General features: G+C 47.9%; 11 protein-coding genes. 4 read left to right on the forward strand and 7 right to left on the reverse strand.

What is annotated here, in order from left to right:
- Nucleotides 1-150 precede the first annotated feature (150 nt).
- Nucleotides 151-1707, forward strand: a complete 1557-nt coding sequence (locus FSB84_RS28450) for a PA14 domain-containing protein (RefSeq protein ID WP_130543853.1) — start codon at nt 151-153, stop codon at nt 1705-1707.
- Nucleotides 1708-1949: 242 nt separating this feature from the next.
- On the opposite strand, the gene FSB84_RS28455 is transcribed toward FSB84_RS28450, so the two are convergent.
- From FSB84_RS28455 to glmM, 4 genes are all read right to left on the reverse strand, one after another.
- The gene (locus FSB84_RS28455; protein ID WP_130543854.1) at nt 1950-3467 is read right to left on the reverse strand and encodes a gluconokinase; all 1518 of its coding nucleotides are present in this window, start codon (nt 3465-3467) and stop codon (nt 1950-1952) included.
- Between the two features lie 19 nt (nt 3468-3486).
- Nucleotides 3487-4881: an alpha-amylase family glycosyl hydrolase gene (locus tag FSB84_RS28460; protein WP_130543855.1), complete on the reverse strand. Its 1395-nt coding sequence runs from the start codon at nt 4879-4881 to the stop codon at nt 3487-3489.
- A 24-nt stretch (nt 4882-4905) separates the two neighbouring features.
- Nucleotides 4906-6036, reverse strand: coding sequence for a cysteine desulfurase family protein (locus FSB84_RS28465; protein ID WP_130543856.1), 1131 nt, complete (start codon nt 6034-6036; stop codon nt 4906-4908).
- Between the two features lie 156 nt (nt 6037-6192).
- Nucleotides 6193-7575 carry a phosphoglucosamine mutase gene (glmM, locus tag FSB84_RS28470; RefSeq protein ID WP_130543857.1) on the reverse strand — a complete coding sequence of 461 codons (1383 nt, stop codon included), beginning with the start codon at nt 7573-7575 and terminating at the stop codon, nt 6193-6195.
- Nucleotides 7576-7699: 124 nt separating this feature from the next.
- On the opposite strand from glmM, the gene FSB84_RS28475 reads away from it, so the two are divergent.
- Nucleotides 7700-8455: a class I SAM-dependent methyltransferase gene (locus FSB84_RS28475; RefSeq protein WP_130543858.1), complete on the forward strand. Its 756-nt coding sequence runs from the start codon at nt 7700-7702 to the stop codon at nt 8453-8455.
- Here the strand turns inward: FSB84_RS28475 and FSB84_RS28480 are convergent, their stop codons facing one another.
- Nucleotides 8456-10534 (reverse strand): hypothetical protein, encoded by a 2079-nt coding sequence (locus tag FSB84_RS28480; protein WP_130543859.1) that lies wholly within the window; start codon nt 10532-10534, stop codon nt 8456-8458.
- 56 nt (nt 10535-10590) lie between these two features.
- A complete protein-coding gene (locus tag FSB84_RS28485; RefSeq protein ID WP_130543860.1) occupies nt 10591-12597 on the reverse strand; it encodes an LTA synthase family protein in 2007 nt (668 codons plus the stop codon).
- A gap of 45 nt (nt 12598-12642) precedes the next feature.
- On the opposite strand from FSB84_RS28485, the gene FSB84_RS28490 reads away from it, so the two are divergent.
- Nucleotides 12643-13254, forward strand: coding sequence for a phosphatase PAP2 family protein (locus FSB84_RS28490; RefSeq protein ID WP_130543861.1), 612 nt, complete (start codon nt 12643-12645; stop codon nt 13252-13254).
- Between the two features lie 8 nt (nt 13255-13262).
- Nucleotides 13263-14570, forward strand: a complete 1308-nt coding sequence (locus FSB84_RS28495; RefSeq protein ID WP_130543862.1) for a hemolysin family protein — start codon at nt 13263-13265, stop codon at nt 14568-14570.
- Here FSB84_RS28495 and FSB84_RS28500 read toward each other — a convergent pair.
- On the reverse strand, nt 14567-15094 hold the full coding sequence (locus FSB84_RS28500) for a DUF6702 family protein (protein ID WP_130543863.1): 528 nt from the start codon (nt 15092-15094) through the stop codon (nt 14567-14569). The genes FSB84_RS28495 and FSB84_RS28500 overlap by 4 nt on opposite strands.
- Nucleotides 15095-15154 lie beyond the last annotated feature (60 nt).

The raw sequence follows: 15154 nt of genomic DNA on the forward strand, positions 1-15154 counted from the left end.
ACGCTACCTGATCAAAAAAACCTTGTAAACAAATCATTAAAAATACGCTGGTGCGTAAACGTTAGTTCCTGCCCTGAACTGACCCAATGCGCCAGACTGGATTGTTATGCCCTTTTGTTAAACCCTTGCGCCCTTAAACGCCAAACCGTTATGAAAAGTAAACTACTACTGGTTTTTATCAGTGGATTGATGCTGTATGCAGTAATGCCGGCATCTGCACAGACATGTGCCCGGCCAACTGAAAGTCAAACTGCTTATTATACCGCGCAGAACTATTGGTATGCCTACTTTTATCGCAATACCAATTTTACCGATTATCATGGCCGCGTAAGGTATGGAGCTGCCGGCTCACCCAATTTCAATACCAATATCAACAGCAACAATTATAATCCCGGAGGCGGCGTATCCACATTCAACTGTGCGCTCAATTCGGACGATTTCAGTGTTCGCGCCTACATGTACAGGACCCAGGCAACTGCTGCCACCTACACTTTTACTGTGTCAACAGAAGGCGGTGTTCGGTTATACATAGACGGTAACCTGGTAATAGATGAATGGTATGAACAGGATTACACAAGCTATGATATCACCTACAGGCTATCTGCTGGAACCCACACATTCGTTCTTGAATATTATGAGAGTGCAGATGATGCCAGATTTGCTTTCACTATCGCCAACGCATCCTGTACCAATACACCAGCCGCACCAACCTACGGAACAAACAACAGGTGGAATGCTTATTTCTATGACGGAAAGAATTTTGAAACGCATAGAAGATCAACCACCAATGCCTACGGAACAACGGCATCTCCCACGTTCAATACCACATTCGGAGGTAATGAAGCAACCCTGTCCGGAGGCACCAATAACTGCAATTTGCTTACGGAAACCTTCAGTGCAAGGCTCATGCTAACACAATATTTTCCGGCAGGCTATTACCTCTTTACTGTGGGCGGAGATGATGGTTTTCGGTTAAGCCTCGACGGTGGAGCCACCTGGGTGATCGACCGCTGGGTAGACCAGGTCTATACCATTGCCACGCAGGTAGTGCGAATAACCACTGCCGGTAACAGAAACATGGTGCTGGAATTTTACGAGAACCATGGCGACAACCAGCTCTCTTTCGATTATGGAGTGACGCTTCCTGTATCAATTATAAAATTTGATGGCACACAAAGCAACGGCGACTCAAGGCTTAGTTGGCAGACGACGCCGGAAAGTACCGAAGACCGTTTTGTGGTAGAGAGAAGCACCAATGGAAGGAATTTCGATGCTGTGGGTGAGGTGAAAGCCAGTGCGGCAGTGGCAGCTCCCAATGGTAACCGCCAATATCAGTTCACAGATCGGAATGCCCCCGTTGGTTCATCATGGTATCGTTTGAAGATCATCGACAGGAACGGGCCGGAAAAATATTCAAGCATTGTAAGCATCAACACCAAAGCACAGGCTATTACAAAAATTTACCCTACACTCATAGACCAAACCAAACAACTGTTTATTCAAACAGACAGAAGCACCGCTAACCTGGAAATTGTTATCAGGAATATTTCCGGGCAGGCGGTGCTTGTAAAAAAGCTGGGTCAGATGGCCCGTGGACAGATAGCAACCCTGCCGCTACAAGACGCTCCCTTGTCTAAGGGATCGTATGTGGTACAAGTGCTCACTGACGGTGCAATCCTGCACAAACAGATGATCATTGTACCATAAAAAAAAGATGCAGGATAATGGTACAGCAGCAGGAGGGTGCAAGCCCTTCTGCTGTTTTTATATGTACTCAAAAAAACTGCCAGGCCAAAGCCCGGCAGTCATGGTCACGTTGCGCAGTGACCTATTCAAACTTAACCACAGACATGTTTATTGCGGAAGAATCCGCTCATGTTCATCACACCAGTTTCAATCACCACGCCAGTTATGAATTGCTTAACAGAAAAAACTGTTAAAGGAAATTATTAAGAAGGATCGCGGAGCCGGCCCAGTTTTTCAAAGCTGTATTGCAACTGTTTATATAATCCATTATAGACTTCGTAATAAGCCTGAAGTGTTTGATGATTTTGCGCATCAGGCTCATAGGTTTGCAGCGGCTGAAAAAATTGCCGCGCTGCTGACAGATCGGGAAAGAGTCCCGCCGCTTTCCAACCCATAATGGCAGCCCCCATGGCGCTGGCATCGGCGGCAGCGGTGATCACCAACCGTTGTCCCAACAGATCTGCCAGCCATTGCACCCATTGAGGTGATTTGAGAAATCCGCCACTCACGAAAATATTTTTCGGTGCACCGATTGTTTCTTTCACAGCCTTTGCAATATCCTGCACTGCATAATTGATGCCTTCGATCACCGCCCTGATAGCGTGTGCCTGTGTATGCCGGTGATCAAGTCCCACAAAGGCGCCTCTTGCTCCTGCATCCCAGACCGGTGCTCTTTCTCCGCGTACATAAGGAAGGAACAACAAGCCCTCCGCTCCTGCCGGCACAGTTGCTGCCTGCGCAATCAGCGCTTCCATCACGCCTGATAAGCGGATATCTTTTTGCAGGAAATGATCCGCATACCACTCCACCAATGCGCCTCCATTATTGAGAGGTCCCCCGCATACATAATGCGTTTCATCCAGGATATAATTGAATACGCGCGAGTACTTATCTGTGGCCGGTTGATCGGTCAGCATTCGCACAGCGCCGGATGTTCCGATAGTGATATTGCAATCACCCGTCTCCAGCGCATTGCTGCCGATATTGGCGAGGCATCCATCGCTGGCGCCGATCACCAGCGGTACTTTTGCATCAACACCTGTGAGTCTGGTGAGTTCATTCTTTCTGCCTTCAATGATATACGTGGTACTAACTATGTTGGACAACCGATTTTCCTCCACCCCGGCCAGCTCCAATGCCGGAGCATACCAATCCCTTGTCTGAATATCGAGCAGGCCCGTTGCCGAGGCAATACTTTGATCGATAAAATATGAACCTGTCAGCTTATGTATCACATATTCCTTGATGCCGACGAACTTCGCAGCCTGATTGAAAATCCCGGGCCTTTCTTCGCGAAGCCAGATCAGTTTGCAGAGTGGCGACATAGGATGAACAGGCGTACCTGTACGACGATAGATCTCATTGGCTAAACCTGATGATCTGATTTTCTCCGCCTGAGGAAGGCTGCGCAGATCTGCCCAGGTGATGCAGTTGGTGAGCGGCCTTCCGGCATCATCCACCGCTATAATACTGTGCATGGCGCTGGAGAATGCGATGCCTTCAGGTTGCCCCAATCGCAGTTCTCTTGTACGCCTCATGAGGTCTCTCAAAGTTGCCAGCACTGCACCCAATAACTGGTCAGGATAAAGTTCATGTTGTCCCGGAACATTAGTCAACGGTTCATAACCCGCAACAGATGTTGCTGCAACAAAGCCATCGCTTTGCAGGGCGATGGCTTTGGTATGGGTTGTGCCGATATCAATTCCTATAAAAAATCGCATGTACGATAACGTTAGTTGATCAATATTCACAAACGATATAAGCCCAGGGTTCGATATTGAAGCTATGCCCGGGTTTGAAAGGTTCTTTTGTACCGAGGAAGAGATTCATCGGTTCGCCGGTCAAAGCTTCATCTTTGATTGTGATCGTTTGTTCTTTGGCGGAGAGGTTCAGTATCACCAGTACTTTCTTTCCATCTTTCTCGCGCAGGTAAGCGTAGAGCGCTTTATCATCGCCCACAGAAACCTTTCGGAAGCCCGCATCTGTTGCCAGCGCAGCATTGCGTTTGCGAAGCTCCAGCAATGTTTTATAGAAAGCAGCACGTTTGAATTGCTTCATGTTCATATTGTCTTTCTTAAAGAAAGGCAGTGCGCGGAGCACAGGCTCTTCCTGACCACCATAGATCAGCGGAAGACTGCCACGCATGGTTTGTGTGAGAACGGCAAATGCGCCGTGTTTCAGTCCGGGGAATGTACCGAAATCACTCTTGTTCCAACTGTTCTCATCGTGGTTGCTGGTGAAGTAGAGTCGGGCATCATTGGTAGAAAACATACTGTCTTCCCTCGCCATTACAGAATCCAGCGATAATGCGTTGGTTTGTCCGGCTGCCACTTTCTTCATATGCTGGAACAGATCCCATCCATAGGTAGCGGCAAAGCCGGCTTCATGCAGATTACCTTTTTCCCCTTCGGCCAGCATGAAAAGACTTTTATCTTTCTGTAACCTGGCGATGCATTGTTTCCAGAAATCCGTAGGTACTTCTGAAGCCACATCACAGCGGAAACCATCGATATCTGCTTCCCGCACCCAATAGCGCATGCTTTCGATCATACTGTCGCGGAGCTCCCTGTTATCGTAATTGAGATCGCGTGTGTCCGTCCAGTCGAAGGCCGAGAGGGCTTTGCCGGTACTGTCGCGATTGTAGAAATCAGGATGTGATTTAAGCCATGGATGGTCTGCACTGGTATGATTGGCTACCCAGTCGATGATCACTTTGAATCCCTGAGCATGTGCATCACTCACCAGCTTTTTGAAATCCGTAATGGTGCCGAATTCCGGGTTCACTGCTTTATAATCGGCCACTGCATAGTAACTGCCGAGTGTACCTTTACGATCAGTAATGCCGATAGGTGTAACAGGCATGAACCAGAGGATCTCAACGCCCATCGCTTTCAGTCTTGGAAGTGATTGTGCAAAGGCGGCGAATGTTCCTTCTTTGGTATATTGACGAAGGTTTACTTCGTATACATTGGACTGTTTGATCCAGGAAGGTGGCGGAGGAATAGTGAGGGTATCTACTGCAGCAACAGTTTCTTCTTCAGTCTTTTTATCTTTCTCAGGTCCGGAAACGCAAGCTGGCAGAAGGCTGATGATAACAGCAGCTCCTGCCAGCAATTTGTAAATAGTAGATGTCATAGGTTGCTCTGTTTGAGCAACAAGTTAGATCATCTCCTTCAATTTCGATACAACCATATCGATCTCTTCCTTCGTGTTCTGTTTGCTGAAAGAGAAGCGAACGGTCACCTGGTTGGGATTGTTGTTGATAGCGCGGATAACGTGTGAACCGGCATCGGCCCCGCTGGTGCAGGCGCTGCCGCCACTGGCGCAGATATTGTTGATGTCGAGGTTGAAGAGGATCATCTCGGACTTCTCCGTTTTAGGGAAGGAAGCGCTCACTACAGTGTAGAGGCTTCTGCCGAGCGGATCGCCATTGAAACTAACACCCTTGATGTGTTTTTTCAGCTCTTCCATCATGTATGATTTCAGTTCCCTGATATGGGCGCTGTCTTTCTCATAATTCTCAGTCGCCATTTCCAGCGCTTTGGCAAAGCCAACCACACCATAAAGGTTCTCGGTACCGGCGCGCATATTGCGTTCCTGGCCACCGCCCTGGATAAAGGGCTTGATCTTCACGTTCTCATTGATGTAGAGAATGCCTACACCTTTGGGTCCGTGGAACTTATGACCTGCTCCTGTGATAAAATGTACAGGCGTATTGCGCAGATCGAAGGGGAAATGCCCAACGGTCTGAACAGTATCGGAATGGAAGATGGCATTGTATTTTTTGCAGAGCTCGCCAACAGCATGGATATCCATCATATTGCCGATCTCGTTATTGGCGTGCATGAGGGTAACAACGGATTTTTCTTCGCAGGAAGCGAGCAGTTGCTCCAGGTCTTCCATATCGATATGTCCGTCCGGCAGCATCTTCACATAGCTGAGGGCCGCTTCACCGCGATGGTACAGGTTTTCCACTGTATGCAAAGTGGCATGGTGCTCAACAGGGGATGTAATGATATGTTTGCATCCGAGATCGCGCACAGCGGCGCAGATAGCGGTATTGGAGCTTTCTGTTCCACCTGAAGTGAAGAAGATCTCTGCGGGATGCGCGTTGAGGATTTTCGCCACGGATTTACGGGCATTCTCGATAGCGAGCCTGCTCTCCCTTCCATATGAATAAATAGAAGACGGATTACCGAATTTCTCGGTCAGATAAGGCATCATTGCTTCCAGCACAGTGGCATCCAGGGGTGTGGTTGCCGCATTATCGAAATAAATACGTTGATTCATGACAAGAGATTTATTGAAAATGTCCCTGCAAACTGCATTTGGACATTTCCGGCGCAAATTTCCGGAAAAAAATCATATCAACGCTTATTCGGGGCAAGGACATGACGAACAGGAAAAACCCCGGTATAAAACAGTGTAACAGCTACATTAAAATGCTTAAATCGACTCCCTTATGTCCTGCATCAGGCGCAAAGCGATATTATTTGCCGTGGTTTCGAAGTTACTTTCGGCATAGATGCGGATGATGGGCTCCGTATTGGAGGAACGAAGGTGCACCCAATCGGAATCGAATTCGATCTTCAGTCCGTCTTCTGTATTGATCGGCTGGTTCTTGTATTTCTTTTTGATATGCTCGAAGATGGCTTTGAGATCGATACCATTGGTGAGCTCGATCTTATTCTTGGAGATGAAATAATCGGGATATTTCGCACGGAAAGATTTGATGCCATTCTTATGGGCAGCCAGTGCACTCAGGAACAGTCCGATACCGATGAGGGCATCCCTTCCATAATGAAGGTCAGGCACAATGATACCACCATTACCTTCACCACCGATCACTGCATTCTTCTCTTTCATTTTCTTCACCACATTCACTTCACCTACTGCAGAAGGGAAATACTCTCCTCCCCTGCTGATGGTGATCTCTTTCAGCGCCTTGGTGCTGCTCATATTGCTCACAGTGTTGCCGGGCCTTTTACTCAGCACATAATCAGCCACAGCCACCAGCGTATACTCTTCGCCGAACATGCTGCCATCTTCACAAACGAAGCAGAGCCTGTCAACATCCGGATCAACAGCAATACCCATATCGGCACGATGATGTCTTACAGCATTTGCCAGCTCAGTCAGGTTTTCCGGAAGCGGTTCAGGATTGTGAGCGAACTTACCGGTTACTTCACCATTCAGCAGGATCACTTCTGCTACGCCCAGCGCTTTGAGCAATCCGGGTAACACGAGCGCGCCTGTGGAATTGATCACATCCACCACTACCTTGTACCCTTTCTCTTTGATGGCTTTTACATCCACCAGAGGATAATCAACGATAGTATCGATATGTCTCTGCAGCGTGGTATCGTTAACGGTATATTCACCGAGCTTATCAACATTCGCAAATTTGAAATCCTCTTTGGCGGCAGTCTCCAGGATGATGGCTCCATCTTCGCCACTGATGAACTCTCCAATATTATTGAGGAGCTTCAGTGCATTCCATTCTTTGGGATTATGACTGGCAGTGATAATGATTCCACCACCTGCATTCTCCCATACAACTGCCATCTCAACTGTGGGTGTGGTAGACAATCCGGTGTCCACAACATCGATTCCCATACCGATCAGTGTATTCACAATAAGCTGCTGCACCATGGCGCCGCTGATACGGCCATCACGGCCGATCACGATCTTCCTGGGCAATTCCTCTTTACTGAGGATCCAACTGCCATAGGCTGCAGTGAATTTTACAATGTCGAGGGGAGTTAGGTTGTCGCCGGGGGTTCCTCCAATGGTTCCGCGGATTCCTGATATACTTTTTATCAATGCCACCGTTTCAAAGTTTAACGGCTACAAAAGTAAGTGTTTAGGCGGATGGAAGAATAACCAGTTTCGGGTATTTTACCCACAAACGGCCACCACTAATTGGTAATGCTTCCCTATTTTTGCGGCCATTATGCTGAGCTTCACCCCTGTAAAACCAAATTGGTTCAAGGATTGGTTCAATTCGCCCTATTATCACCAATTGTATTTCCAGCGCGATCACACGGAGGCCGCGCAGTTTATCAATCGTTTGCTCGATTTTTTACAACCTGCCGCCCATGCCCGGATGCTGGATGCAGCCTGCGGCCGTGGAAGGCATTCCCTTCAACTCGCCGGCAAAGGCTATGATGTGACCGGTACAGATCTCGCAGCGGAAAGTATCGATGCCGCCAGCCGTCATGAACTGAAGAATCTTCATTTCTTCCGTCACGATATGCGTGATCCCTTCCGTGTGAACTATTTCGACTATGTTTTCAATTTCTTCACCAGCTTCGGTTATTTCAACACCGAAAGGGAACATGATAATGCCATCAGCAGTTTTGCACAGTCGCTCCGCCCCGGTGGTATATTGGTGATGGACTATCTGAATGTACAGTTTGCAGAATCACAGCTCGTTCATCAGCAGGAGATCGAACTTGGCAATGTGAACTATTTCATTACGCGCTGGTTCGACGACTCACATTTTTACAAGAAGATTGAAGTGCATGATCCCACACAGCAGGAGCCACTCATCTTTGGGGAGAAAGTAGCCAAATTCACACTGGAGCATTTCAAAGAAATGTTTGCCCGCCATCAATTAGAGATCGGGCAGGTGTTCGGGGATTATCATTTCAACCAGTATGATCTGCAAAATTCTCCGCGTTTGATCATGGTGGCGAAGAAGCTGTAACTACTTTTCTTTTACAAATACCAGTTTCGGTGCTTCGCCTACATCCAGGCGAACAGTTCCGTTTTGCACAGCCACAGGCTTCATTACACCTTCAGCAAGCTGGTCCTTGAATGAAAGTACAGAAGCTCCCACTCCACCGGTATGCAATGTATAATCGTTCACTTTTTTTCCGCTGCGTGTTGGACAATAAATGAAATAAGCAGCCGAATCAGGAGCGATCTTATTACGGTATTTGTAGATCCACACATCACCTTTTTCCTGTACGATCTTCTCGGGAACATAATTGCCTAAATGATGCACCAGGCTGTTGATATAATACCAGGCGGGGTATGGAAAGAAAATGAAATCTCCCTTTTGGCGAAGAAGTCCGCTGGTGATGAAAAGTCCCGGATCGTTTTCATCCGTATCATCTTTGATCCAGTAAATGATATAGCGGTCGAACCCTGAGAAGGCGATGAGATTGATGGCGCGGAGCAGCATGAGGCCCTGGCTTTCAGATTGGCTGTAACCGGGAACGAGTGGCGCAGATACTTTGCTGGTGCGACTCTTATCATAACCATATTCTCCCAGGATGCATTCCACATTGGGTTGCAGGCGATAGGTCTCATTGCGGGCCTTTGCCATTTTCTGGCGAAGCGAATCTTCTTCCGGAGTGATGCCTGCAGTAGCGCTGGTGAAAACATCTGTGGGGTGATCGCCTTTTCCATTGCTGGAATAGTAGTGGTATTGAATGCCGCCATTCCAGAGGAACTGTTTATCGTTGCGCATTGTTTTGCAGAGGAATTGCAATACGCGCAGCCTGTCAACATCAAAAGAAGTGAAGCCTGCGAGCATGAGGTTGCTGTTGGGATCGGCATTCTTGATGCCGAATGTTTTTCCCATCTTTCCTTCATTGCCATCGTAATCAGCTGTGCTTTGCGCGAAGTAGGAAACGGGATTGCAGTATTTGTTGCCGCCCCAGGCAGCGTCGGTTTCATTGCCGTTCTCGTAGATGGTCATGAGATTACGACCGGAAAAACGATGCGGTTCTACCGATTGAATGAGGTTGGTATCCACTTTGGTGGTGCCATAGCATGCGGCCATCGTCCACATCAGATTGGCGTGGCGCTCGTAGCTCATGGGATCTTCGGGGTTCATACCTATTTTGGTAACGGGCCTGTCTTCGTTCCACATGCCTTTTAGTTCCATCCACTTCGGAACGCCGAGATAAGCGTACCAGATCTTGTTGCCAACATCCCGGGTGATGCTGTCTGCATACATCACGTAATCTCCGGAACCATTGTTCCACCAGCCGTTTGGTGTGATGTAGTACTTTATATTGGGCCAGTTATCGACTGTATCTACATCGATCCGGCTGATACTGGTATACATGCGTGAATAGTAGAATGGTTTCATCCAGCGGATATCTGTGCCCTGGTAGCAATTGACACCGAGGAATTCCTTCATCATTTTCGGTTCCAGGCGCGGGCCTGTGTATTCAGCGGGAGGCAAAGGTTCCAGCGCTGCTAACGGGCATCCATATACGGCCGCTTCGGTGATCACGGCATCAGGACTGCTGAAGCGGAACATCAGGTACTGTGTACTGTCTGCAATTCTAAAATTGCGCCAGCCCCAGAAACCGGAATTGCCCTTGGTGGTGAAAGCGGCTTGCAGTTTCCAGTTGCGCATGGTGCCGGTATAGATCCAAACGCTGTCTGACAAATGTGAACGATCATAGAGATAAATCTCCGATACTTTGTGTGGTGCGCGGAGGTCCACCACAATCCTGCTGCCGCCATCCTTGAAATATAAATTCACTCCCTTGGTGGGATGGGGAGATGTTTTCGGAAATTCTGTCCCGAATTTTTCTTTCGGATCGGAGATAGCTGCTTCATCAAAAAGATTGAAAGGGCTCACCCGGGAAATATGCGCATAACCGGAAAGGTCATATACATCTTCTTTCGTGATGGTGGTGATCCTGCTGGATGAATTGCAGGGTGCAGGCTTATTATCAGCAAGCAAAGCCCCGGCAGGTTTGTCCGGGCCATTGCAGGCTGCAAACAATATCAGTAAAATCAATCCGGTTATTCCTGTTCTCATATAAGGTTTGTTTAGGGCGGTACACAGGATTGGATCGTCTTTCAAAGAAACCGGATTTATGGCTGCTGCTGTTGCGGCAACTTCTTCTTGTTGTTCAGCAACAAATATTTTGCAGATTCATAGATCGCCTGGCTGAGCAATCGCATCTGCTCTTTTGCGGCAACAACAGATGAATCGTTACCAGGTTTATCATTGTTCACAACAGACACGAACTCTTCTTTTTTCGTTTTCAGCTGTGTGCGGTAAAAATAATCTCCTTTCACCACACCTGCCATACTATTGTCCGGGTCAAAGATAAACGCGAAATGTTTTGAAGTGGTATCCAGCAGGTCTTTTCCCAGCGAACTGTTGATATAAGTGGTATTGGTAAGGCCCGCGATGGTAGGCAGCACATCCATTTGAGAACAGATATTATTGACACGGCGTGGCTGGATCAGTTTGGGCGCATAGAACAGCAAAGGCACATGCTCTGCAGTCAAACGCTGTTCTGTCCAGGCATCGGGGAACATCGCTCCTGCGTTGCCGGGAATGCCGTGATCTCCGATAAAAACAAAAATGGTATTGTCGAAATATTTTTCTTTCGAAGCCGCCTCCATGAATTTCTGGAAACAGTAATCCGTATAACGGAATGCATTTACTTCCGGCAATGTTTCGAATCCGTATTTGCGGAGCGAATCCAGTGGCACATCGATCTTTTTGAATTCATGCTGGTCTTCTTCCGGGATCGTGTAAGGGCGATGGTTATCTGCGGTCTGGATCACGGCGAAGAAAGGCTTTGTCTGTTTTGCCAGCAGTTTGTTGGATTCAAGGAAGAGATTCTTATCGCTGATGCCCCATACGTCGATCTTGGGTGCGTCCCAGTCATCCTGCTCATGCAATTGCAGGTTATTGATATTGTTGGTGAGCAGTCCGCGCAGGTTGGCCCAGCTGGTGCTGCCGCCGATGAGATAGAATTTTTCGTAATTGGTGAAATCGTTGATGATGATATGCTGGTCAACTGCTGCCGGGTTGCGGCTGGCGGTTTTCGGCATCTCCACATCGGGCATACCGGTGAGTGTGGCCCAAACGCCGCGGGCAGTGCCATAAGTGGGCGTGAAGCAATGGTCGAAAAAGATGCCATTCCTGCTGATGCTGTCGAAGAACGGTGTTGTATTGAGCGGGTTACCCCACATAGAGCTCTTGTAACCACTGAACGATTCGCAGATCACCAGCACGATATTCGGTTGCGTATTGATGGCGCCTGCACGCGGAGCCACTACCCTTTCAAAATTCAGGGATGCAGTATTGGGATCGAGATTGTAATACTGTTTGATCACCGGGAACAGTTCTTCCACTTTTTTCTTGTCGAACTTATTGCCCCGGAATTTGAGCGTATTGAAAAATGATTCGAAGGGATTGAGTGAAACATTGGCCTTGTAATCACTGCCCAGCGCAAATGCATCGCTCCAGCGAAGCGGATACTGACTGAGCTTGCCGAACAGGAAGAAGCCGAAAACCAGGAAGCAAACCACAAAACTGGTAATGCGCAGGCGCTTGCCCACCGGTTGCTGACTGGCCTGTATCCTGCGCCAGGAGCGGCGGATCAGCCATACGATGAACCAGGTGCCGATAGCCAGTCCAAGTACCAGCCTGATCACCGGGTAACTCTGCCAGACCATACTGGTGCTGATACCGGCATCTTCCAGGTAATTGAGCACACTGGCATTGAGGCGCTGCACCAGGTAAGCATAATGCGCAAAATCTACCACAAAAAAGAATAATATGATCAGGGTAACGATGCTCAAAATCACATTCCACCATTTCTTTCCGAAACTGCTTTTGAAAGGATGTAACCAGGGTGTACTGCCCAGTACCAGCAGGATCAGCAGTACCAGGGAGATGATCCGGAGATCGTAACGGGCGCCCAGGAAGAAGGCATCTGCGAGCTGGCCGAGGCCATAGCCCTGCTTATTGAAGAAGAGGTACAGTCCCAGGCGCATCACCGTGAACAGTACAAAATAGATAAGCCCGATACTCAATATCCAGCGGATCAGGGCCGGTAACCGGCTGATTAATTGTTTCATAGAAAGAAAATAGGCGCTAAAATTATAGTTTTTATTTTTGTAGCTATGATTTTCGATCCCGGCAAGCTAACGTTAACATTCTGGCAACTCATTCAACCGGTAGATACCTGGCTGATAACACATATCAACCAGAACTGGGGAAATAAGTTCCTGGACACGGTTCTCCCCTATATGCGCGAGACATTTTTTTGGATCCCGCTCTATCTTTTCCTTTTGCTGTTCGTAACCATGAACTTCAAAGTGAAAGGCTGGTGGTGGTTTGCAGGCGCCATCATCACGGCGGCACTGGCGGATCTTCTGAGCAGCCAGATCATCAAACAGACCGTGATGCGTACCCGCCCCTGCCAGGATATGGAAGTGGCTCCCCTATTAAGATTTTTTATCAGCTATTGCCCCAGGAGCTCCAGTTTCACCTCCTCCCATGCTACCAGCCACTTTGCCCAGGCTATGTTCTTTTTCTTAACATTACGACCGGTCATTGGAAAAATCGCCTGGTTTTTCTTCTTTTGGGCCTCTATCATCGGGTATACCCAAATATATGTGGGCGTACATTATCCTTTTGATGTATTTTGTGGGTCATTATTAGGTTGCGGAATCGGATATATGACAGGCAAAATGTACAACAAACAGATAGGTCCGCTTAGTTTAGACAAATAAAGCCAGCAATGGGAGAAATATTTATAATACTGGGATTGATTTTATTGAACGGATTATTTTCAATGGCAGAGATCGCCCTGGTATCGGCCCGGAAGGCAAGACTGGAAGCGCAGGCTAATAAAGGCGACAGCAGGGCAAAGGAAGCGCTGAAGCTGGCTAATCATCCCGACACATTCCTGAGCACTGTTCAGATCGGTATAACGCTCATCGGTATCCTCACCGGTATCTTTTCCGGAGAAAAACTGAAATCCGGATTGGTTGAATTCCTGCAGCAATACGAACTCACAAGAATATATGCAAGCGGTCTCGCCACTGCCATTATCGTTGTGGCCGTTACCTATTTTTCACTGGTACTGGGCGAACTGCTGCCCAAACGCATCGGCCTCTCCAGGCCCGAAACCATTGCCAAAACAGTGGCCGGCCCCATGCGCATCATCAGCATCGCCACCTATCCCTTCATCTGGTTGCTCACTAAAAGCACCTACGTGCTGGTGAAACTTTTCGGCATCAAAGCAAAAGACAACCAGGTTACGGAAGAAGAGATCAAGGCCATCATCAGTGAAGGCACTGAACAGGGTACCATCGAAGAAGCCGAACAGGAGATCATTGAACGTGTGTTCCACCTGGGCGACCGCAATATCACCAGCATCATGACGCACCGCAGCGATATCATCTGGTTCGATGCGGCCGATAATGAACAGAACATCAGGGAAAAGATCCTTCGCGAACCACATTCCGTTTATCCTATCTGCGAAGGCAGCCTTGACAATCTCAAAGGTGTGGTATCGCTCAAAGATCTTTACGTCACCAACGATATGACCGTTTTTGCCGCCATCATGAAACCAGCCCTCTTCGTTCCTGAAAACATCACAGCCTATACCGTGCTGGAGAAATTCAAGAAACAGAAGATCCATGCCTGCTTCATCGTGGATGAATACGGCACACTCCAGGGAATGATCACACTCAATGATATCCTGGAAGCGATTGTGGGCGACCTGCCACAAATGGATATCGAGGATTATGAGATCCGTGAACGGGAAGACGGCTCCTATCTGGTAGACGGACAAATACCTTTCTATGATTTCCTCACGCATTTCGAGAAAACAGAATGGATGAACGAAGGCGAACAGGAATTCGATACACTCGCCGGCTTCATCCTGCACAAACTCGAACGCATCCCGCATACCGGCGATACCCTCGACTGGCAGGGCTTCCGCTTTGAAGTGGTAGACATGGACGCTCAGCGTATAGACAAACTGCTGGTGTACATCTCAGACGAGATCAAAGACAATATGGATGATGAAGATGATGACTAGAATTCAAACACCATATCAGCCTGAGGATTGCTGACCTTATAACTTTTTCGCTTACCCCCCACAGTTACATGCATCATGTTGATCTGCGATTCGTAAGTTTCGTAGAGGATATTATTCTTTACAGCCAGTTTTTTCGGTGGATCGGGCAGATTACTTACCTGGAAATAACTCCAGATCACATCACGCTCATGCTCGAAGCCTACAAATTCCAGCTTCAACGGCTTGCCGTCTGCAGTTATATTCAAATGCTTTACAATATATTCGTTCACCAACCTGTTTGCTTCCTCCTGGTTGGCAGGCTTGATCAGGTCCACACGCTTTTTCAGCGTTTCGGCAATGCCTTTTTCGAAATCATCGGTAAAAATTTTACAGCTGATCTCGATGGTTTTATCCGTAACATTGTGGTTGACATCTGTAACGCTCACATAAACAGGATGCAGTGTGGAAGCGGTTTCCGCAGATGAATTGGGAACGATGAGCATCGCAGCGATGGTCCAGAGCCATTTATACAGTAAGATTGCCATTAAACCTTCCGATTTTTTCATTACAAATCTCTTGATTATTTTGTACCCTTTACCGCTTGT

It is taken from the genome of Pseudobacter ginsenosidimutans, assembly GCF_007970185.1.
Classification (GTDB): Bacteria; Bacteroidota; Bacteroidia; order Chitinophagales; family Chitinophagaceae; genus Pseudobacter; species Pseudobacter ginsenosidimutans.